The 21,408-nt window shown below is 60.5% G+C and carries 18 protein-coding genes and 1 other RNA gene; 10 read left to right on the forward strand and 9 right to left on the reverse strand.

Features of this window, described 5'->3' with window-relative positions; translation table 11 throughout:
- Positions 1 to 539: 539 nt before the first annotated feature.
- Entirely contained in the window at positions 540 to 1,106 is a 567-nt protein-coding gene (locus tag GA0061101_RS16000) for a helix-turn-helix domain-containing protein (protein ID WP_037202681.1), read from the reverse strand.
- 241 nt (positions 1,107 to 1,347) lie between these two features.
- Here GA0061101_RS16000 and GA0061101_RS16005 point away from each other — a divergent pair, with 241 nt between their 5' ends.
- On the forward strand, positions 1,348 to 1,875 hold the full coding sequence (locus GA0061101_RS16005) for a GNAT family N-acetyltransferase (protein WP_092574122.1): 528 nt from the start codon (positions 1,348 to 1,350) through the stop codon (positions 1,873 to 1,875).
- Between the two features lie 79 nt (positions 1,876 to 1,954).
- Here GA0061101_RS16005 and GA0061101_RS16010 read toward each other — a convergent pair whose 3' ends face one another.
- Complete coding sequence (locus GA0061101_RS16010) at positions 1,955 to 2,875, reverse strand: thymidylate synthase (RefSeq protein WP_092574124.1); 921 nt, start codon at positions 2,873 to 2,875, stop codon at positions 1,955 to 1,957.
- A gap of 200 nt (positions 2,876 to 3,075) precedes the next feature.
- On the opposite strand from GA0061101_RS16010, the gene ssrA reads away from it, so the two are divergent.
- The 4 genes from ssrA (at position 3,076) to GA0061101_RS16030 (ending at position 4,641) form a co-directional block, all read left to right on the forward strand.
- Positions 3,076 to 3,445: a transfer-messenger RNA gene (gene ssrA, locus GA0061101_RS16015) on the forward strand.
- A gap of 120 nt (positions 3,446 to 3,565) precedes the next feature.
- Positions 3,566 to 4,072, forward strand: a complete 507-nt coding sequence (locus GA0061101_RS16020) for an SspB family protein (protein ID WP_037202684.1) — start codon at positions 3,566 to 3,568, stop codon at positions 4,070 to 4,072.
- A gap of 55 nt (positions 4,073 to 4,127) precedes the next feature.
- Complete coding sequence (locus GA0061101_RS16025) at positions 4,128 to 4,322, forward strand: DUF4169 family protein (protein WP_092574125.1); 195 nt, start codon at positions 4,128 to 4,130, stop codon at positions 4,320 to 4,322.
- 106 nt (positions 4,323 to 4,428) lie between these two features.
- Positions 4,429 to 4,641, forward strand: coding sequence for a ribbon-helix-helix domain-containing protein (locus GA0061101_RS16030; protein ID WP_037202875.1), 213 nt, complete (start codon positions 4,429 to 4,431; stop codon positions 4,639 to 4,641).
- Between the two features lie 57 nt (positions 4,642 to 4,698).
- On the opposite strand, the gene GA0061101_RS16035 is transcribed toward GA0061101_RS16030, so the two are convergent.
- A complete protein-coding gene (locus tag GA0061101_RS16035; RefSeq protein ID WP_092574126.1) occupies positions 4,699 to 8,406 on the reverse strand; it encodes an AsmA family protein in 3,708 nt (1,235 codons plus the stop codon).
- Positions 8,407 to 8,656: 250 nt separating this feature from the next.
- A complete protein-coding gene (locus GA0061101_RS16040; protein WP_092574128.1) occupies positions 8,657 to 10,069 on the reverse strand; it encodes an FAD-binding oxidoreductase in 1,413 nt (470 codons plus the stop codon).
- A gap of 374 nt (positions 10,070 to 10,443) precedes the next feature.
- On the opposite strand from GA0061101_RS16040, the gene GA0061101_RS16045 reads away from it, so the two are divergent.
- The 4 genes from GA0061101_RS16045 to GA0061101_RS16060 all read left to right on the forward strand — a co-directional run bounded on the left by GA0061101_RS16045 (position 10,444) and on the right by GA0061101_RS16060 (position 13,311).
- Positions 10,444 to 11,217: a transporter substrate-binding domain-containing protein gene (locus tag GA0061101_RS16045; RefSeq protein ID WP_245297489.1), complete on the forward strand. Its 774-nt coding sequence runs from the start codon at positions 10,444 to 10,446 to the stop codon at positions 11,215 to 11,217.
- A 63-nt stretch (positions 11,218 to 11,280) separates the two neighbouring features.
- The gene (locus GA0061101_RS16050) at positions 11,281 to 11,952 is read left to right on the forward strand and encodes an amino acid ABC transporter permease (protein ID WP_092574130.1); all 672 of its coding nucleotides are present in this window, start codon (positions 11,281 to 11,283) and stop codon (positions 11,950 to 11,952) included.
- On the forward strand, positions 11,949 to 12,608 hold the full coding sequence (locus tag GA0061101_RS16055) for an amino acid ABC transporter permease (RefSeq protein ID WP_092574131.1): 660 nt from the start codon (positions 11,949 to 11,951) through the stop codon (positions 12,606 to 12,608). Before GA0061101_RS16050 ends, GA0061101_RS16055 begins: the two co-directional genes overlap by 4 nt.
- Positions 12,586 to 13,311 carry an amino acid ABC transporter ATP-binding protein gene (locus GA0061101_RS16060; RefSeq protein ID WP_092574133.1) on the forward strand — a complete coding sequence of 242 codons (726 nt, stop codon included), beginning with the start codon at positions 12,586 to 12,588 and terminating at the stop codon, positions 13,309 to 13,311. The genes GA0061101_RS16055 and GA0061101_RS16060 overlap by 23 nt, the downstream gene beginning before the upstream one ends.
- Before the next feature lie 7 nt (positions 13,312 to 13,318).
- Here the strand turns inward: GA0061101_RS16060 and GA0061101_RS16065 are convergent, their stop codons facing one another.
- Complete coding sequence (locus GA0061101_RS16065) at positions 13,319 to 14,194, reverse strand: AraC family transcriptional regulator (protein WP_092574197.1); 876 nt, start codon at positions 14,192 to 14,194, stop codon at positions 13,319 to 13,321.
- A gap of 35 nt (positions 14,195 to 14,229) precedes the next feature.
- On the opposite strand from GA0061101_RS16065, the gene GA0061101_RS16070 reads away from it, so the two are divergent.
- Entirely contained in the window at positions 14,230 to 14,637 is a 408-nt protein-coding gene (locus GA0061101_RS16070) for a DUF2000 family protein (protein ID WP_037202692.1), read from the forward strand.
- Between the two features lie 59 nt (positions 14,638 to 14,696).
- On the opposite strand, the gene GA0061101_RS16075 is transcribed toward GA0061101_RS16070, so the two are convergent.
- The 4 genes from GA0061101_RS16075 to GA0061101_RS16090 form a co-directional block, all read right to left on the reverse strand.
- A complete protein-coding gene (locus GA0061101_RS16075) occupies positions 14,697 to 15,365 on the reverse strand; it encodes a YiaD family glycine zipper/OmpA-like lipoprotein (RefSeq protein WP_037202877.1) in 669 nt (222 codons plus the stop codon).
- A gap of 195 nt (positions 15,366 to 15,560) precedes the next feature.
- On the reverse strand, positions 15,561 to 16,574 hold the full coding sequence (locus GA0061101_RS16080) for a flagellin N-terminal helical domain-containing protein (RefSeq protein ID WP_092574134.1): 1,014 nt from the start codon (positions 16,572 to 16,574) through the stop codon (positions 15,561 to 15,563).
- A 250-nt stretch (positions 16,575 to 16,824) separates the two neighbouring features.
- A complete protein-coding gene (locus tag GA0061101_RS16085; protein ID WP_047558043.1) occupies positions 16,825 to 19,980 on the reverse strand; it encodes an efflux RND transporter permease subunit in 3,156 nt (1,051 codons plus the stop codon).
- Positions 19,977 to 21,143: an efflux RND transporter periplasmic adaptor subunit gene (locus GA0061101_RS16090; protein ID WP_092574136.1), complete on the reverse strand. Its 1,167-nt coding sequence runs from the start codon at positions 21,141 to 21,143 to the stop codon at positions 19,977 to 19,979. Before GA0061101_RS16090 ends, GA0061101_RS16085 begins: the two co-directional genes overlap by 4 nt.
- Between the last annotated feature and the right edge of the window lie 265 nt (positions 21,144 to 21,408).

A 21,408-nucleotide genomic window follows, 5' to 3' on the forward strand; every position in this document is an offset into this window, starting at 1 on the left:
AGGACGACAACATAGCGCCTCACGATCAGGCCGACGAGCGGAATGCGGCGCGGTAACGATAAGTTTTGCCCATGGGCGATGGGCCAAAAAGCGATCGGCCAAGACATGCACCATAGCTTTTTCTTATAGGCTGCCGACCATTTCGAATGGGCAATCGCCGCGCTTCCCGTCATCCATAGTCGCCGGTCAAGACCTATCAGGGCACGTCAAACACGGTACGGCACCGCATCCGGACCGAGCGGTCTCGATGCGGTGTTGGCCGGAGATGGAGGAAAATGCTGACCCATTTATTTGATGCCTCGCCCACGGCATGCTGCTGTTCGTGCTCTCGTGTGGGCTGGCGGTGGGAGGGTCGTGCCGCACCCCGGCCCTCCTTGCAGGCCTTGTCTGCAATCCTCCCCACCGACTTTTCGCATCTGGAACCACCAGTCGCATGTCGACGATCGCATTCATCGGCTTCCCCAAGACCTGTTTCTGCGCTTCGTCCGCGAAAGGGTGAACGCATCGCCGGAAGCAACTTAGCCGCCGCGACGCTTGCTCTACGCGTTGCGGAGAACAAGAACGGCATAGATGCAGGGCCTGCCGCTCTCGTTCTTGAACACGCAATTCGTCGGCGGGCCGAGCTCGAGGCAATCGCCTGCCGACATCCGATGCCTTGCATCGCCTTCGAGAAAAATCAGCTCGCCCTCCAGCACCCAAATGAGCTGCCGCATGAAAGCATAGGCCGATGCCGGCATGGGAACATCGGCTCCCGCGGGCAATTCGATGCGAACCAGATCCAGCGGCAGGTCCGACTTCGGGGACACATGCCGCCGCTCGTAGCCGGTCTGCGGATCGACCCACACGGGCTGATCCTCCTTCTTCAGGAAACGGCCCTGCTGCATTTCAGCACGTGCCATCAATGTCGACATGCTCAGGCTGAAAGCACCCGACAGCTTGCCGAGCAGCGTTGCCGTCGGACTGCTCTCGCCACGCTCGATCTTGTGGATCATGGCGCGGGAAACGGCGGAACGTTCGGCAAGCTCTGTCAGCGACCAGCCGCGGCTCTCGCGTTCGATGCGAATGCGCGCACCGATGCGCTTGTCGATTTCATCAAGTTGAGACATCGTTTTACTATAGTAGACTTTCCTGAGGATGGCAATATGGAAATCCACAACGATTCCATAGCTAAATAATTGATATATTGACGCAATATGTGAAAGTTAATTCATGCCTTAGGCCGTCCCGTTATCAGCTTGCTGGTTTTTATGATAACATAGTGGACAAGCGCAGAAATCGGCGTATGACAGAGTGAAACGATCAATCACACCAGAATCCAATTTAGTGGATAGCTTCACGGAGCAATCGATGCAAATTCGCGATGCCAATGACGAAGATGTCGCGGGAATAACCGCGATCTACAACGACGCCGTCGTCAACACAGCCGCGATCTGGAACGAGACACAGGTCGATGCGGACAATCGAAAGCGATGGCTGCAGGATCGGCGCAGGCTGGGCTATCCGGTGCTGGTCGCCATTGACGATCGCGGCGAAGTCGTCGGATATGCCTCATTCGGCGATTGGCGGGCCTTCGACGGCTATCGGCATACGGTCGAGCATTCCGTCTATGTCCGAAATGATCAATATCGAAGCGGAATCGGCAGGGCGTTGATGGTCGAGCTGATCGAGCGCGCCAAAACCATCGGAAAGCATGCGATGATCGCCGGCATCGAGGCCGGAAATGTCGCTTCGATCAGGCTCCATGAGAAGCTCGGCTTTCAGCAGGTCGGCTTTCTCCCGGAAGTCGGCACGAAATTCGGCCGATGGCTCGATCTGGCGTTCCTGCAACTGCTACTCGATCGGCGCACTGAGCCCGATTCCCCACCGACAGCCTGAAAGCGCCGGGTACCATGGCAATCACGGCCGCAACGTTCGTTCCCTCGGGCTAATATTCGTTGCCCGGCCGAAACGCCGCCTAGACGGCAACCTCAGCCGCAATCGCCGCGTGCGGCTCGTAGCCTACGACTTCGAAATCCTCGATGCGGTAGCCGTCTATGCTGTCGGGCCGACGCAGCAAGCGCAGGGTCGGGAACGGCCTGGGTTCACGGCTCAACTGCTCGCGGATCGCATCCAGATGGTTGAGATAGAGGTGCACGTCGCCGCCCGACCAGACCAGTTCCCCCACGTCCATATCGACCTGCTGCGCAACCATGGCCAGCAAGGCCGCCTGCTGCGAGATATTGAAGGGGTTCCCCAGGAACAGATCGCACGAGCGCTGGAAGACCATCAGGCTGAGGCGCGGACGCCGGCCTTCGGCGCCGGATATGTTCGACACATGGAACTGATAGACCATGTGGCAGGGATGCAGCGCCATGTCGGCCAATTCGCCGACATTCCACGCATGGAAGATCATCCGGCGGCTGCTGGGATTGGTTTTCAGGTCGTGAATGACCGATGCGAGCTGATCATGCACCCGGCCCTCGGCATCGCGCCACTGGCGCCATTGCTTGCCATAGACCGGGCCGAGATCGCCCCACTCGAGCGCAAAAGCCTCGTCAGCCAGAATTCGCGCCTCGAAAGCGATCTGATCGATGTTCTCGCCGGTGGCCTTGCGATATTTCGCCAATGGCCAATCGGTCCAGATCCGCACGTTTTCCTTAAGGAGGTTGCGGATGTTCGTGTCACCCGTCAGGAACCAGAGCATTTCCTTGACGGCGAGCTTCCAGTAGACGCGCTTGGTCGTGAAGACCGGGAACTGCCCCTTCGAGAGATCGAAGCGCATCATCGCTCCGAGGCCGCTCAGGGTGCCGACGCCCGTTCTATCGATCCGGCGATCACCGTTATCGAGCAGGTGCGCCATCAGGTCGAGGTATTGATACTCCGGGTGGCGAACCATCTTCAGCTCCGAAATCGCTCTTGAAGTTTTCCGGACAGCGCGAGTGCCGCCAGCGGCAGTTCGCCGCCGCGCCCGGCCGATTCCTTTTTCGCAATTCTAGTGACAAGCTGGTGGGAAACCAACCGCGGCTGACAATAATCTCACCGATTCTCTGCCTTCCTGTCGCAAACCGATGTTTCAGCAAAGCATTTATGACAATTGCCCTTCCCTTCGCCCGCGGAAAACACTATATCAGCCATGCCGGTCTTCGGGCCGGCTATGGCGATAAATGAGCGGTGTAATAAACCTATTGGACCCGGGGGCGGTACCCGGCGCCTCCACCAAAAACCGGCCGGCTAACTGGCGTCAGACCGGCTTTTGATGGGGGCGAAACAGGATCGACAAGGGTGTAAAGATCGACTTTTTGCTCGGCATTGTACCGCCGTTATCGGGCTAAAATTGTAGTTGCAAACGACAACTATGCGGAAGCTCGTCTCGCTGCTTAATCGCGGTGTGACACTTCAAATAAAGTCCTAAGGGGTCGCACTCTTAGGCGGGGTTCGAAGGCACCTGGCAACAGAAGCCTTCACCTTATCCTCCAGTGCTATATTATATATGACGAGGCGATGACTCGCGCACGGGGCTTTCCCGTCGACGTTCGGCGTGGCATAAGCCTTACAAAAAGCATGGGCCAACGAAAGACAGGAAAGCATGGCGCAGGATCATATCCGCTACGACATTTTGGCACAGGACGCCCTGCGTGGAGTCATACGCAAGGTGTTGACCGAGGTTGGCGCCACCGGCCGTTTGCCCGGTGATCATCATTTCTTCATCACCTTTCTGACGGGCGCTCCCGGTGTGCGCATTTCGCAGCACCTGAAGTCGAAGTATCCAGAGCAGATGACCATCGTCATCCAGCATCAGTTCTGGGATATGAAAGTCACTGAGAGCCAGTTCGAGATCGGCCTGTCTTTCTCCGATGTCCCCGAAAAGCTGGTCATCCCCTTCAACGCGGTCCGCGGCTTCTACGATCCTTCCGTCAACTTCGAACTGGAGTTCGACGTGCCGTTGGCCGACGACGAGGAAATCACTTCCAGCGAGATCACCGCCTACCCCGTGACGGCCGAACACGCCGAAGAGCCGGCAGCGGCCAAGGACGGCGAGGAAAAGAAGCCTGGTTCCGTCGTCTCTCTCGACGCATTCCGCAAGAAGCAGTGAGCATGTCGGGGAAGCATCCGCTTCCCCTTTCCACATCGGCAACGGGAAAAGATCGATGAACGCCGAAATCGTCAATCTGCGCCAGTTCCGCAAGAAACAGGCTCGTTCCGAGAAAGAAAAGCAGGCAGAACAGAACCGCATCACGTTTGGCCGCACCAAGACGGAAAAGAACCTGACGAAGGCGCTCAACGACAAGGCCACAAAAGAACACGAGGCCGGCCGCAGGGAGACGCTAGAAACAGACGACTGACTACTGCGCCAGAATTAAAAAACTTCCGAAATCAGTTGCTTACCCGTGCATTTTGAATCACGTTACAAATATCCCACCGTTTCCGATTTTTTTGATCGACCCGCCGATGATCCGTAAACATTCCGCGACGCTGCATGGCCATCGCACGAGCTTTTCTCTTGAGGATGCCTTCTGGACAGAACTGAAGGCAATCGCCAATGTACGCGGCACGTCGCTCGCAGCGCTGATTTCCGAAATCGACGACGGACGCGATGCAGAGAGCAACCTCTCCTCCGCGCTGCGCCTCTATGTTCTCAAGTGGCTGAAAGAACGCAACTAGCGTCACTGCTCCAGATTACGGCATCCGGTTGAAACCAATGCCGCACAAAGCCATGCGCTATTGGGCGACACCGGGCAATCCGTTGAAGTTCAATGGCGTTGTCGGCTGCGGCGACTGGCCGTTGAGCGCCGGCAATTGCTGGACCTCGGCTTTGGCACGAGCTTCGGCGGCGGCCTTGGCCTTAGCCTCCTCGTCCGCTTGCTTCTGTGCCGCAGTTTGCCTCATCAAATCGCGCAGCCGGATTTCTTCGGCCCGCCGCTGCTGCTCGATGGCCGCGTCGCGCTGCCGTTGGGCTTCGCGCGCAACGGCCACGTATTTGTAAAGCGAGACCTCGCGCCGGAGCCGCTGCTTTTCGAGGACATTGGCCTGAAGGCGCTCGACGCGCCGGCGCTCGCGCTCGAAAGCGCGCAGCGACAGGAAGCTGGTGACGTCGCTCACGTCCATCGTCCGGCCGGGCGTTGCCAGCGGGCCGGCGAAATCGAGGCGCAAAGCCGGCTCGGCGCCACTCTGCGCCTCGCTTGCGGCATTCAAGTCGATGCCGAGAGAGCCGCGCATACGCTCATCCGGCAAGCTGATTTCGGCATTGCCGGAGAGCTTCGCCACATCGTTGCCGGCAACGATGTTCGTAGCACGCACGACGCCGGAGGAGATATTGAACGGTATGCTCGTGGCCGGCAGCACCGCCTCGCCATTGTTGAGCAGCGTCTGCACGATCGGCAACACCTTTTCGGCCGTGATATCGCCCTGGATCTGATCCGTCGCCGACAGCAAGGGCGGCAGGACGGACAGATTAAGGCCACGCACATGAGTCTCTCCGAGCTTGACCTCGCCCGAACCACTGGCGTTGGCTGCAAGGTCGCCCATGCTCTTGCCGCTGGCTTCGACATTCATGGCCAGGCCAAAGCGGCCGCTGGCAAGTGGCGCACCGTCACGTTGCCAGGCGACCGCGGCAAGATCGCCGTTGGCGAGGCTGAGCTTCGTTTGCATAAGTCCGGTGCCGTCGGAATTGGCGAGCATCAGGCTGCCATTCAGCGTGCCGCCGTTCCAGCCGCCGGACAGATCGTTCAGCCGCAATTCCTCGCCCTTGTAGGCGACATTGCCGGTGAAATTCGAAATCGGACCGAATATGCCCGGCCATACCTGCTTCGCCGAAAGCTTGATGCCGATATCGAGCCCGCTGAAAGCCGGCAATCCGAGCTTGTCCCTGGTCAGCTTGCCGGTTTTGGCGTCCGTGATCGGGCCATAGATCGCCTCGGCCAGCCAGCCGAGATCCACCTTGTCTAGCGCCAATTCCCCGGTCGCCTTTATGTTCGGCGCCTTTCTATCGAAGGTGAGCGCGCCCGACACATTGTTGTCGGCAAACAGCCCCTTCATGCCGGAGAATACGATCTTGTCGGGGCTGACAGCGGCATTGGCCTGGAACTTGACCGGTAAGCCTGTGCCCATCTGCGGGATGCCGATGCCGTTCATGACGAAATAGGGATCGAGATCGGCGCTATCGAGCGATAGTGCGACGTTGCCGTTGAGGAAGCTGTCGGGGCGCACGTCGACCTTGCCGTTTGCAGTGAACGAGGTCTTATCGGTCGCGAAAGTCAGCGCCGCATCGGCCGGATCTGTGCCGCTGGCGGACACTTTCAAGGTCATGCGGCCATTCGCATCGGCTTCGACCGGCAGCGGATCGAGACCGGCCTGACCGAAGAGGATCGACGTCACGGAATTTTCGAGCGTTCCTTCCAGCGTCGTCTTGCCCTTGCCTGCGAACGCCGCCAGATCGGACATGCGGTAATCGAAATTGACGCGGCTGCCGTTGGACACGCCGGCGAGCGTCACCGTCAACGCATTGTCCTGATCGCCGCCGAGCGTCACCGCGCCGCGAAGCGCGGTGTTTCCGTACCAGGCGGCGTTGCGCACCAGACGATCCATGACAGGATGATGGGGCAGATGCTGGCGGAGCATTTCGAAGAAGGGGCCGGGATCGGCCGCCTTGAAAGTGATTTCGCCCGATCCCTTATAGCTCGCGGGCGAACCGTCGGCGCGGCCCGTCGCAGTGATCTCCGCGCCGGCGACATTGCGTACCGCAAGCTTGTCAAGCGTCAGTGCGCCATCCGCGATCGAGAACGATGTATCGACATCGTCGGCCGGCACGCCGAAGGCGACGAATTTCGCAGCCTGCAGATGAGCGGTGATCCGGTGATCAAAAAGGGATTCGCCGGCGTCCTGACCGGTGAACAGGCCGGTCAACGCTCTCAGCGCATCGAGATCGAACGCATCGCCGGTAAGATCGACGGCAAGCTTCGGCGCATCCTTGTCGTTCGGCGCCTGGCGATCGAGGCGGCCCTTGAGCGTAGCCGAACCGATGGCGATCTCCAGATTCTCGAAGCGCTGCTCTTCATGCCGCAAGCTGACGTCAGAGGAGAAGCCGGCCTGGTGCAGTTGGCGGATAGACGGATCCACGGATCCCACCAGCCAGGAGGCGAGGCCGGAGGGCTGGCTGGAGGCGACGACGAGATTGCCGATGAAATTCGGCTCGCCCTGCAGCATCAGATTGCCCCGCGCTTCGACCTGCGTGCGCCCAGGCAGCGTGCCGATCGCATGATCGATCTTCCAGCCCGTTCCCGCCGGCTCGAGATCGAGCTGCACGTCGCGAATGGTCGTGTCGCCGGCAACAATCGCGGGCAAACGGAAGGTCGCCTTACCGGGCACTTGCGGCACCGGAATTTCTGCTGCGGTCTCAATCAGGCTGTTCAAACGCTGGCGAGCCGAAACGGCCGGGTTCCGGTTGGTCTTGCCATTGGGACCCTTGCTGTTACCCAGGCGATTGACGTCGATTTGCTGGCCATCGGCGGTCAGCAGAAACTCCGGCTTGGTCCCGGTATCCAGTGTCGCCTCGCCCGTCACCACGTAGGGATCGTCGGCAGCGCCGACTTCCAGCCTATACTCGGGAACGCGAATACGATCGTTGGTCAGCTCGAAACGGCCCTTGATGCGAGGCTGGACTTGCTGGTCGCCAGAATTGCCAGAACGTTTGTCGTCGACCCCGGCGTTGAACGAACCCATGTAGTCCGGTTTGCTGTTGACCAGCTTCAACTCGCCATCAAGATCGACGTTGAGCGGATGCCGGTCGGGCATCAGCCGGGTGCGAACGCGCAAAACGCCGTTGTCATCAGGCTGGCTGCTGGAAATACTGAAGTTACCGTGCTCGCCATCGAGCGCCGCATCGCCTTCGATCCGCCATGGCCCTGCCAGCGATTTCGCCGACATCTCAGCATTGAAACCGGTAATATGCCGGGTGCGGCCGGATTGCTCGTCGATGAACAGGATATCGCCATCGTCCACATGCACGCTTTCGAGCACCACCGACTTGGCGGGAATCTCTGGCTGGCTGCCGCGCATCCAATCCAATGTGCCGTCCTTTGCCAGCCGCAGGTGCACCTTCGGTTTCGACACGCGCATATCGAAGATCAGCGCTTCGCCCGAAAGAAAGGGCGCTAGCTCGGCATCCATGGAGAATTCGGCAATCTGCACCAGAGGCGTACCATCGGCCTCCTGACCAACGCGAACATCATGCAGCGTCACGGAGGGAAAAGGCAGGAGGCGCGCATCGACGGTGCCGTGAACCGTCACCTTCTTGCCGATGATACGGCTCGCCTGATCCTCGAAATTCTTACGAAAATCGGTCCAGTCTATGAAGATCGGAGCGAGCAGCGCCACGAACAGCACTACCACAAGCAATCCACCCAGAAAAACCAGGACCTTACCTAACAATGCGCACCGTCTCCAATCTTCATTCCAAATATACGATAGACCGTAACCTATCGGAGCACATACACCACATCGCCCCGGATACGCACGTTTCTATCCGATCCCATTGCAAAATCGCATCATTTTTCCCGAACGATGCGGCGTGATCTAGCGCATCCTGGCCGCTTTCCATGACAACGGTCAGAAAAGGGTGGCTCAAGCCTAGCGCCATTCACGCGGGTAGCAAGCCAAGATCATGGGAATGCTCCACCTTTCAATGCGTATGGAATATCTTACCAGGGTTGAAAATGGCATCGGGATCGAGCGCTTCCTTGATCTGTCGCATCAAATCGACGGCATCGCCGAGCTCCTGTTCAAGGAATGACATCTTGCCCTGCCCCACGCCATGCTCGCCTGTGCAGGTGCCATCCATGGCCAGTGCACGCGCATTGAGGCGGGCAACGAAAGCCTCGACCGTCGCGATACCTTCCGGGGTCTTGTCGTCGAACAGGACAAGCACATGGAAATTGCCGTCGCCGGCATGTCCGACGATCGGCGCCAACAATCCATTCGCCTCGATATCGGCCTGGGTCTCCGCGACGCATTCGGCCAGCCGCGATATCGGCACGCAGACGTCCGTCGACAGTGCCGCCAGGTCAGGCGCAAGGGCGCGCGCTGCCCAATAGGCATCATGCCGCGCCTTCCAGAGCTTGTTGCGCTCCTCCGCATTAACAGTCCAAAGGAATTCACCACCGCCGCACTCGGCTGCGATCTCGGCGAATTGTGCCGATTGCAGCGCAACAGTCTCGTCGGTGCCGTGAAATTCGAGGAAAAGCGTGGGCTTCTCGTCAAAGGTCAGGCCGGAATAGCGATTGCAGGCCCGAAGCTGCATGGCATCGAGCAACTCGATACGGGCAACGGGAATGCCCATCTGGATCGTCATGATGACGGCATCGCATGCCGCCTTGATATCGGGAAAGGCGCACGCGCCGCCGGCGATCTTCTGGGGAATTCCCTGCAGGCGCAACGTCACCGACGTCAGCACCCCAAGCGTTCCTTCCGCGCCGACGAACAGCCGGGTCAGATCATAGCCGGCGGACGATTTCTTGGCGCGGCGGGCGGTGCGGATTTCCTCGCCATTGGCGGTAACGACAGTCAACGCCAGCACGTTGTCCTTCATCGTGCCGTAGCGGACCGCATTCGTGCCCGAGGCGCGAGTGGACGCCATGCCGCCGATCGAGGCATTGGCGCCGGGATCGATCGGGAAGAACAGGCCGGTGTCACGAAGATACGTGTTGAGCTCCTCGCGGGTCACGCCTGGCTCGACGGTGCAATCCAGATCCTCGGCGTTCACTTCAAGAACCCGGTTCATCCGGCTGAAATCGAGGGAAATTCCGCCTTGTGGTGCATTCACCTGCCCTTCCAGCGAAGAGCCCGTGCCGAAGGGGATGACAGGCACTTTATGCTCGGCGCAGACCTTGACGACAGCCTGCACGTCGTCGCGCGTTTCGGCGAAAACCACGCCGTCGGGAAGCTGCGCGGGAATATAGGTGGTCGTATGGGCATGCTGGGCGCGGAAGCTTTCGCCGGTCTGGAAGCGCTCTCCGAACGTCTGCTTCAGAATGCCGAGAACGGCTGATATCCCCGCCTCGTTGCGTTTTCCCGCCTTAGCATCAGCCAGCACCATCTTCCGAATCTCCCATCGCGAGCGTCAAAGGACGTTAACCTTTTGTCGGTTCTATGGGACATAGATGTGGCGGTGTCCAGCCATGAAAATGATCCACCGTTCTCGCGCCACATCGCCCCTTGCTTCTATTGCATGAGTGCCCGTTTGCAGCGCCCCGGATAGACGCGTGCAAAGAAACGCCGCGACCTTAAAATGCGTATTTTTTAGGCAAGCGCCGGCAAACTATCCATCGAAAACGAACCCCTCTCGCGAGGACACCGGCAGCCGCCTGAGATGAACGTCGTGCCGGCGACTGGCATGGGTCTTGCGTTTTGCCCTCCAGCTTTCACATAGCCCGATTGGAAGGACACTCGATGAAGCGCAGACAATTGCTCATGGCACTCGGCATCGCGATGCTCGCGATGGGATCGCTTTCCGCCCCGCACACAGCCCGGGCGGATGCCTTGAGCGACATAACATCGCGCGGCACGCTCCGCGTCGCCGTTCCGCAGGACTTTCCGCCTTTCGGCAGCGTCGGCACGGATATGGCGCCGATGGGTTATGACATCGACATGGCCAACCTGATCGGCGAAAAACTTGGCGTGAAGACCGAGCTCGTGCCGGTCACCAGCGCCAACCGCATTCCCTACCTGCAGACGAACAAGGTCGATCTGGTGATTTCAAGCCTCGGCAAGAATGCCGAACGCCAGGCCGTCATCGATTTCTCCGACGCCTACGCGCCCTTCTTCAACGGGATCTTCGGCCCCGCCGACATCGCCGCCACCAAGCCGGAGGACCTTTCCAGCAAGACGATCGGCGTCACTCGTGGCGCGATCGAGGATCTGGCGCTGACGAAGGTCGCGCCGCAGGACGCGACGATCAAACGCTATGAAGACAATAACGGCACCATCTCCGCCTTCCTCTCCGGCCAGGTGCAATTGATCGCGACGGGCAACGTCGTCGCGGCGGCAATCCTCGCCAAAAACCCGCCGAAAAAGCCCGAGATGAAATTCCTCATCACCAACTCCCCCTGCTACATCGGCTTCAACAAGAGCGAGCCGGCCCTGCAGAAAAAGGTCGATGAGATCATCGCCGCCGCCAAGGCCGATGGGACGCTGAACAAGATATCGCAGAAGTGGCTCGGTGCCGATCTTCCCGCCGGCTTCTGATCAACGCACGACGGACCGCACCACTGGCTGGCGGCGCGGTCCGTCCGAGCGAGGTATCTTCCCATGCGCTATCATTTCGACTTCGGCTGGCTCGCCGAATATTACCCTGTCCTGATCAAGGGCATCCTTGTCACCCTGGAGCTGACCCTGATCGGCGCCGTGCTCGGCATCATCCTCGGCATCGCCTGCGCCTGGGCGCGCGCGCTCGGCCCACGCTGGCTCAAGCCCGTCGTTGCAACCTATGTCGAGCTGATCCGCAACACGCCTTTCCTGATCCAGCTCTTCTTCATCTTCTTCGGCCTGCCCGGCATCGGCGTCCAGATGAACGAGATGACCGCAGCCAACCTCGCCATGGTCATCAATCTCGGCGCCTATAGCTGCGAGATCATCCGCGCAGGCATACAGGCAACGCCGCGTGGCCAGTTCGAAGCCGGCGCGAGCCTCGCGATGACGCCGTTCGAGACCTTCCGCCATGTCGTTCTCGTGCCGTCCCTGCAACGCATCTGGCCGGCGCTATCGTCGCAGGTCGTCATCGTCATGCTCGGTTCATCGGTCGTCTCGCAAATCGCGGCAGAGGATCTGACCTTCGCGGCAAACTTCATCCAGTCACGCTCGTTCCGCGCCTTCGAAGCCTATTTCGTGTCCACGGCGATCTATCTGGGGCTGGCGATCCTGCTCCGACAGGCGCTCGCGGGCGTGGGCGCATTGATCTTTCCACGCAGGGCCAGCCGATGATCCAGTTCACCACATGGGATATTCTCCGCGGCCTGCTGTTGGCCACGCGCTGGACGATACTTCTGTCGCTGGTCTCCTTTGCCGGCGGCGCCATCGTCGGCGCGATCCTGCTGTTCCTTCGCATCGGCAAGCGCAAGGCCGGTCGCATCGCCGTCGAATACTTCGTCGAGCTGTTTCAGGGCACACCGCTGCTGATGCAGCTCTTCCTCGCCTTCTTCGGCCTTGGCCTCTTCGGCATCGACGTGCCGGCTTGGCTGGCCGCCGGCGCAGCGCTGACCCTCTGGTCGTCCGCCTTCCTCACCGAGATCTGGCGCGGCTGCGTCGAGGCCGTCGCCAAGGGGCAATGGGAAGCCTCCGCCAGCCTCGGCATGGGCTATATCCAGCAGATGCGCTATGTCATCCTGCCACAGGCGCTGCGCATCGCCGTGCCGCCGACGGTCGGCTTCTCCGTGCAGGTCGTCAAGGGCACTGCCCTCACCTCGATCATCGGCTTCGTCGAGCTGTCAAAGGCCGGCACCGTCATCACCAACGCGACCTTCCAGCCATTCACCGTCTATGGCTTCGTCGCGCTCATCTATTTTGCCCTCTGCTGGCCGCTGTCGAAAAGCAGCCAGATCCTGGAAAGGAAGCTCAATGTCGCTCATCGAGGTCACTGAAGTCCGCAAAAGCTTTGGCAGCAACGAAGTCCTGAAAGGCATCAACCTCGATGTCGAGCCGGGCGAAGTCATCGCCATCATCGGCAAGAGTGGTTCGGGAAAATCGACGCTGCTGCGCTGTATCAACGGGTTGGAGACGATCAACGACGGCTCGATCTCTGTTGCAGGCGCGCAGCTTCTTCCAGATGATCTGCATCTGAAAGCATTACGTCTGAAGGTCGGCATGATCTTTCAGCAGTTCAATCTGTTCCCGCATCTGAGTGCCGGACGCAACGTCATGCTGTCGCAGATGGTCGTCAAGAAGATCGCCAAGGCCGAGGCGGAGGCCATGGCGCGGCGGATGCTCGACCGCGTCGGTCTCGGGCACAAGTTCGACGCCTATCCGGACGAGCTCTCCGGCGGCCAGCAGCAGCGCGTCGCCATTGCCAGGGCGCTCGCCATGCAGCCGATCGCGCTCCTCTGTGATGAGATCACCTCGGCCCTCGACCCGGAGCTTGTGGCTGAGGTTCTCGCCGTCGTGCGCGAGCTGGCAAGCGAAGGAATGACGCTGCTGATGGTGACGCACGAAATGAAATTCGCCCGCGACGTCTGCTCCCGCGTCGTCTTCATGCACCAGGGCCGAGTGCATGAGATCGGCCCGCCGGGCGAAGTCTTCGCCAACCCGCAGACACCGGAGCTCAAGCAGTTCCTCGGATTTCACTGAGGGCCGGTCAGCCTCGCTGTCCGGCTCCCCGCACCATGCTGCCCCATGCGCCCGGTGCGATGCCGAAGGCTTTCTTGAAATGCCGCGTCAGATGGCTCTGATCGGCAAAACCGGTCGCGGCGGCAACCTCGGCGATCGACTCGCCGTTGCCGATCATCACCTTCGCCTGCTGCAGCCGCCGCATCAGCAGGAAGCGGTGCGGACTGGTCGCGAAGGCGGCGCGGAAATGCCGCGCGAGCGCAAAACGGTCGAGGCCGGTGATGCGCTCGAGTTCCTGTGAACGCACGTCGCGCGTGACATGCGCCTCGAGATAGTCCCGCGCTGCCTTCGCCTGCCCCCAGGCGATGCTGCCCAACGGCCTCTGTGGCAAGCGCGCATGCTGCACGAGGCCGTCAGCAAGGCGGGAGACGAAATCGTCGACAAAGAGCTCATCCAGTTCGCGATCGAGCTCGCCGAGTGCCGCCAGCAGCAGACCGGCAAGGCGGTTGTCCTCAATGACGGGTTCGTCGACGAAGGGCAGCCCGATACGGGCAGCCGCCAGGCATTGAAACAGCACGGAAGGCTCCAGATAGAGCATGCGGTAGACGAGGCCGTCATCGGTTGCAGCACCGCCATCATGCAGTTCGTCCGGATGGAGGACGATCACCCGCCCCGGCAGGCTATTGCGCTGCTCGCCACGATAACGAAAGGTCTGCACGCCGCGCATGGTGACACCAAGCGCATAGGTATCGTGCCGATGCAGTTCGAAGGCATCGCCGCGAAACTGTGCCTGGATGCGCTCGATACCCGGATAGGGGGGCGCCGACAGGATGCGGTTCGCCTCTGGCGTCACGCACAAACGTTCAAGACGCTCGAAGGTCTCTACGGCTACATCCCCGCGCAATGTCCCATGTCCAGACTGCATGAAAGTGACCACCAATGTTCGATACCAAAATCGCCATCGTTCTGCGAAACGATCTTCAATCCTGGCAAAAGCTGAATGTGACCGCGTTCCTGACAAGCGGCATTGCCGGACAAAGTCCGGAAATCATCGGCGAACCCTATCGCGATCGTGCCGGCAACGTCTACAACGCATTATCGATCCAGCCGATCATCGTCCTCTCGGCCAATGAAGACAGCATCGCGACCATCCATCGCCGCTCGCTGGAACGCGGCGTCACTTCTTCGCTATTCATCGAGGAGATGTTCGCGACCGGTCACGACGTCGCCAATCGCGCCGTTTTCTCCGAATTCGCTCCTGAAGATGCCAAGGTCGTCGGCATCGCGATCCGCGCCGACAAGAAGATCGTCGACAAGATCACCAAGGGTGCAAGCATGCACGCGTGATAAAAGCGCGCAAGCAAAACGGCCGGGTCGTGAGACCCGGCCGCACTGGTTGAAAAGACTCAGCCGTTTTGGGTGATCGGTGCGATCTGGATCTCGACGCGGCGGTTCTGGGCGCGGCCAGCTTCGTTTGCATTGGACGCGACCGGCTGCGACGGGCCGAAGCCGATGGCGGACATGCGGCGCTGGTCGATGCCCTGGCTGCCGAGGTAGGAGGCAACCGAGCCGGCACGGCGCTCGGACAGATCCTGGTTATGCTGCAGGCTACCGGTCGAATCCGTGTGGCCGTTGACGTCGATCAGCGTACGATTGAACTTGCGCAGGACGATGGCGACGGAATTGAGGGTCGCAAAGAACTCCGGCTTGATCGCATCCTGGTCGACATCGAAGGTGATCGCCGACGGCATGTTCAGGATGATGCGGTCACCCGCGCGGGTAACCGAAACCCCGGTGCCCTGCAGCTGCGCGCGCAGCTCCGATTCCTGCTGATCCATATAGTTGCCGATGCCGGCACCTGCGAGCGCACCGACGCCGGCGCCGATCAGCGCGGCATTGCGGCGCGAAGCCGGGGAATGACCGATGAGAAGACCGGCAACCGCACCGACGCCGGCACCGAGTGCTGCACCGCCCGCCGTATTGGACACCTTCTGCTCGCCCGTATAGGGGTCAGTCGTGGTGCATGCATTCAAAAAACCTGCCGCTAGGGCAAGGATGGCAATTTTCTTGATCATAGAATCGTCGCTCTCCGGTTCGATGGCCGCAGCAGATATGAAGCATTGCGGCAATATGATGAAGAGAAATCTTATCCGGACCTTTGTCCCCTGTGCATAGCGCAAAGGCACAGCTTTTGCGGAAACCAATCGCCGCCCGCGATCTGCGGGGCTGACATCAACCCGTTTCACCCCGCTGCGGCGTAGGCCCGACAGTCAGAGATTCTGGAAGAGCTGCAAAACCGTATTGTAGCTCGCATTGGCGATCGAAAGCGATTGCAGCCCGAGCTGCTGCTGGGTCTGCAACGCTAATACCTTGCTCGACTGCTGTTCCATATTGGCATCCACGAGCTTGCCGACGCCGCTCGTCAACGAATCGCTGAGATTGCCGGCGAACTGGCTCTGAAGGTTGATGCGTGTCTCCAGGGAGCCGAAGGCCGAGCCGATCGTATTGAGCTGCTGCAACATCGCCGTAACTGTATTGACCATATCGACGATAGCGCCCTTCGTCGTATTCGCATCGAGTGAAATTTCCACCTGGCCGCTCGTGTCGCCATTCTTGCTGTCGATCAGTACATAGTTCTTCGCTGCCGCGGCATCCGTCGCAAAGGCCGTCGAGGTCAGCACGCCGTAGCCGCCGGTTCCACTCGACTGATCATCGATCAGGTATCGCGCATCCGCTGGGACGATGGTGCCTCCCGTCGATGCCACGCCCTCGTAGTTCAGCATGCCGATCGAAATGCTTCCGTTGGTGTGGCGGATGAGAGAGCCCGGCACCTGGTGCGGCTCTGTCGGGTCTTCGCCGTCCTGCAATACGATCCAGTTGACGCCGTTGAAGCTTGCCGACTCCCCGACGCTTCGAAGCTGCTGCTTGAGTTCGGTAATCTCGTCATTGAGCTTCGTCTTGTCGACGCTCGTCTCAAAGGCGCTGACAAGCTTCGTTCGGATCTGCGTCACGATGTCGATTGCACTGCTGACGCCCGTGGAGGCGGTGCTGACCGTGGATGCGGCAAGGCCAAGCGCATCATGCACCGCCGAAATGGCGCCGACATCGGTGCGAGTCAGAGTCGAAATTTTCCAGTATGTAGCGTCGTCCTTCACCGTCTGCACACGCAGACCGGACGACATCTGCCGTTCGGCATTGTTCAGTTTGACCTGGGTGTCCCTCAGCACTTCCAGCGCTGTATTCACAGAGGGACTGACCCTGATGAAAGTCGAAAAAATACTCACGGCACACGAACTCCGGACGCAACAATACGCAACAAATACAATGAGACATTGGAACCTTGCCGCGGGCGCTCATGCGCGCGGGCCGAGAGTGTCGGCAAACGGGAAGCCAGGCAAAAACAACACCTGAACTCCGGCGGTTACAGGTCACTATCATTAGCAAACATGCTTAATAAACAGCTAATCGTAACACATGATTTGCCATAAATAAGCGCAGAAGCTGCAGCGGGCGCAACTCACCCGTGCTCGACCTTCATTCCGCAGCACGGAGATCGGCCAGTTTCGCGCGGAGCGCCGCGTCCGACATTTCCTCATGCAGGCGTTGCTCCTCATGTGTCTGCGGCTTGGCGAAGCGGGCAATAAGGAGATAGGCGACGGGCGTGATGTAAAGCGTCACCAGGGTCGCGAAACCAAGCCCGCCGACGATCACCCAGCCCAGTGCTATGCGCGCTTCCGCGCCCGCGCCTTCGGCAAACACCAGCGGCACGCCACCGAGGATGGTCGCAATCATGGTCATCATGACGGGACGTAGGCGGAGCGCGCAGGCCTTTTCGATTGCTTCGCGCACGCCCTCGCCCTTGTCGCGAAGCTGGTTGGCGAATTCCACGATCAGTATCCCGTTCTTCGCCATCACGCCGACAAGCAGCACCAGCCCAATCTGGCTGTAGATGTTGAGGCTCGAACCGGTGATGACAAGCGCGAAAACGGCACAGGCAAGGCCAAGCGGCACCGTGGACATGATGATCAGCGACGACAGCACGCTTTCGAACTGCGCAGCAAGCACCAGGAAGATGATGACGATGGCAAAGCCGAAGGTCAGCGCCATGCCGCTGGAATTCTCCTCCAGCGTTGCCGCTTCCGCCAACGGCATCAACCGCGCGCCAGGCGGCAATAGCGGTGCCGCGATCCTGGTCACCTCCTCGACGGCTTGGCCGAGCGACATGCCGTTCTTGAGGCCGGCGGTGATCGCAACCGACGCAAGCTGCTGCTCGCGGGTCAGCTGCGGCGCAACAGCATTCTCCTTCAAGGATGCGATAACCGACATCGGCACGATCTTGCCGTCGCCGGTCTTCAAATAGACGTTCTCAAGATCGGTCGGATCGTCGATCGGGCGCATCGTCGAGGTCAGCAGCACCGGATAGGACTCGCCGGCGACGAAGACATCGACCACGGAACGCCCTTCAAGCAGCGACTGCAGCGCGACCGAAAGACCTGTAATATCGACCCCGAGATCGGAAGCGCGCTCGCGATCGATGGCGACGGAAACCTGGGCCTGGGTCGGTTCGTTGTTAAGACGCGGCGTGTCGAACTGGCCCGTTGCATCGAGCGCCTGCACCAGTTTCAGTGCCGATTCGGTCAGCGCCTCATGATTATTGCCGATAAGCGCCATCTGCACGCCACTGCCGGCGCCGCGAATGCGCAGGCTGTTGGCCTGAATAACGTTGCCGCGCAGGGCCGGCACATTTGCCGTGGCGCGGTTGATGTCGGAAACGATGTCCTGCTGCGTGCGATGACGTTCGCTCCATGGCGCCAGGGTCAGCACCATGAAACCGCTATTCTTCTGGCCGTTCATGCCGGAGATTGCGTAGATATTGCGGATATCGCCGCTATCCATCAGCGGCTGCAGCCGCTCCTCGACGCGCTGCAATTGATCCTTCGTGTAATCGAGACCCGCCCCCTGCGGCGTGGTCAGGCGAAGCATGACCATGGCCCGGTCTTCGTTTGGCGTCAGTTCGCTTTTGACATTCATGAATGCCAAGACGGCGGCAGCCGAGAACAGGGCGCAGAAGACGATGACCACAAGCGGTCCATTGAGACAGGCCCGCAGCGTCCGACGATAGACGGTGGCAAACAGCTCGCCGAAACGGCCGAGCATGCCGTGATCCTCGCGCATCTCCTTGGTGAGCATGCGCGACGCGAGCATGGGGCAAAGCGTCAATGCCACGATCGACGACAGGCCGACGGAGAAGGCAAGCACGAAGCCGAACTCGCGGAACAGGCCGCCCACCTGCCCCGGCAGGAACGACAGCGGAATGAACACCGCAGCAAGCGTGGCCGTCGTCGCAATGACGGCGAAGAAGACTTCGCGCGTGCCGAGCACGGCGGCGGCCCGCGGCCCGATTTTCTCGGCCCTGCGACGGACGATGTTTTCCAGCACGACGATGGCGTCGTCGACCACGAGGCCGGTGGCAAGCACGATCGCCAGCAGCGTCAGGATATTGACCGAGAAACCGACCATGTAGAGCGCGGCGAGCGTACCCGTCAGCGCCACCGGCATGGTGACGACCGGGATCAGCGTTGCCCGCCAGTCTCTGAGGAAGAGGTAGATAACGACGGTGACGATCAGCGCGGAAAGGATGAGCGCCAGCACGACCTCGTGGATCGCTCCCTGAATGAACACGGCATCGTCGCTGGTGATGACGATACGCGTCCCCTCGGGCAGTGACTTCGAAAGTTGCGCGACAACAGACTTCACGCCTTCCGAGATATTGAGCGTATTCGACTGCGCCTGACGAATAATGCCGAGGCCGATCCCCTGCACGCCGTTGGAGCGCAGCGCGGTCGTCCCGTCGCGCGGACCGAGCGTTACGGTAGCGACATCGGAAAGCCGCACACGGTCCTTGACCATCAGCCGCGCAAAATCCTCCGGCGTCTGCAGCGCAGCCGTAGCGCGCACGACTATATCCTGACGGGCGCTTTTCAGCGACCCCGCCGGCACGTCGAGCGCGGCCGTCGCAAGCGCGGTCGTCAGATCGCCGATCGTCAATCCTCGCCCCGCCAGCGCTGCCTGATCGACATCGATCCGGAAGACTTTCTCCTGATCGCCGTAAAGCTCGACATCGGCAACGCCTTCGACCGAAGCCAGCCGGTCGGTAATCTCCTTGTCGACGAGCTGCGTCAGGTCGTCCATCGTCAACGTGCTGGAGGTTACGGCAAGGCGCATGATCGGCTGCGAATCCGAATCCGCCTTGACGATCTGCGGCGCATCGGCCTGATCGGGCAATTGCTCGGTGATGCGGCCGATGGCATCGCGGACGTCGTTGGCGGCGACCGAGAGATCCGTGGCGTCGGAGAACTCCAGCGTCACCCTGCTCTGTCCGAAGGACGAGCTGGAGGAGACCGATTTCAGACCGCTGACGCGAGCGACAGCACCTTCGATGACCTTGGTCAGCTCCTGATCCACCGTCTGCGGCGACGCGCCGTCGAATACGGTTCGCACCGTGACGACGGGACGGTCGACATCCGGCAGCTCACGCACCTCGACCCCGACATAAGCGGCAAGGCCGGCAACGACCAACAGCGTATTGAAAACCAGCGCCAGGATCGGCCGGCGCACGAAAAGCGCGGTGAAGGACTGCTTGCCCGAACCCGCGCCGGCTTCCTTCATCTCATCGCCCTGCCCCGTCATTGCGTGATGACCTCCGAGGCCTGGGCGACATCGCGCGCAAACCGAACGTCGCCGCCTTCGGTCACACGCTGCAATCCTTCGATGACGATGAGATCGCCATCGCGAAGATCACCCTTGACCAAGACGGCATCCGGATTGCGCTGCACGATGCTGACACGCACCTTCGACGACTTGCCGTCGGCAACGCGCCATACATGCGCGCCCTCTCCGTCCCACTGCACCGCAAGCGGATCGACGGAGGGATAGGTTTCGCCGGAGAAGCGCATGCCGACATTGAAGGACATGCCGGCCCGCAGCTCATCGGCGGCGTTGTCGATGCGGGCGCGCACGCGCAAGGTCCGGCTGGCGCCATCGATACGATTGTCCACCGCCTCGACCACACCGGCGAAGACGCGCCCCGGCAGCGCAACCGATGTCGCTTCCGCCGGTTGATTGACCTTGACCGTATTGGCGAAGCGTTCCGGCACCCAATAGTCCACCAGGATCTCGGAGCGGTCGTCCAGTGTCACGATGCTGGTCGTCGTCGTCACGTTGTCGCCGACGACGACCGGCACGATCCCGACGATGCCGTCGATCGGCGCAACGATATCGCGGCGCTTCAAGGCGAGTTCCGCCGATTGCAGCGCCAGCTTGGCCCCCTGCTCGACGATCTCGGCATCGAAGACATCCATGCGCGACACGCTGGACTTGATATTGCGATAGAGCTGGGATTTCTCGGATGCGCTCCTCAGCGCTACTTCCGCCTGGCCGCGAGCGATGACCTGCTCGTCATCGTCGAGGCGGGCCAACACCTGTCCCTGCTTTATCCGATCGCCGGACTTGATGAGGATTTCCCGGATCGTGCCGGCTGCCTGCGGCATGACGACGACCGAACGAATGGCGTCGCCTGTACCGATGGCGCTGAGGCGGTCATTGACGATGCCGCCGACCACCGGCTCCGTAACGACGAGCGGCACATTCTGGCCGCGGCGTGCACCGCCATTGGCAGCACTAGCCTGCTTCTCGCCAGTGTCGCTCTTGCCGGGCGCAACAACCGCCACCACGGCTTCTGGAACGCCAGCTCCCCGCAACAGGCCAGCTGCGCCCGGCACGAAGGCCACGGCGGCGGCAAGACCTGCCACCAGCAAGAAAAAACACAAGGAAAGCTGCTTCCAGGCGGTCATGCACGTCTCCGGCTCGTTGTGTCAGAGGCGATGAAATCGCGTCGTCGGTTTGGCATGGCCTCGTCGCGTCAAGCGCGCTTGCCGAGGCCAAGTTCGGGTTGGCTTCATAACGCACGATTGTGCCCGATTTTCTGCAATATCGTTTTTTTATACATATGCGGCAAGCTTTGCCGCAGACTATGACAAAGTTGTAATATTTCCGCAGACAACGAGGCGTTTCATTCGCACTCCCACATCTCCCGTTCAGATGCGGGAACAGCCTCCC

The organism is Martinezella lusitana, assembly GCF_900094565.1.
GTDB classification, from domain to species: Bacteria; Pseudomonadota; Alphaproteobacteria; order Rhizobiales; family Rhizobiaceae; genus Rhizobium; species Rhizobium lusitanum.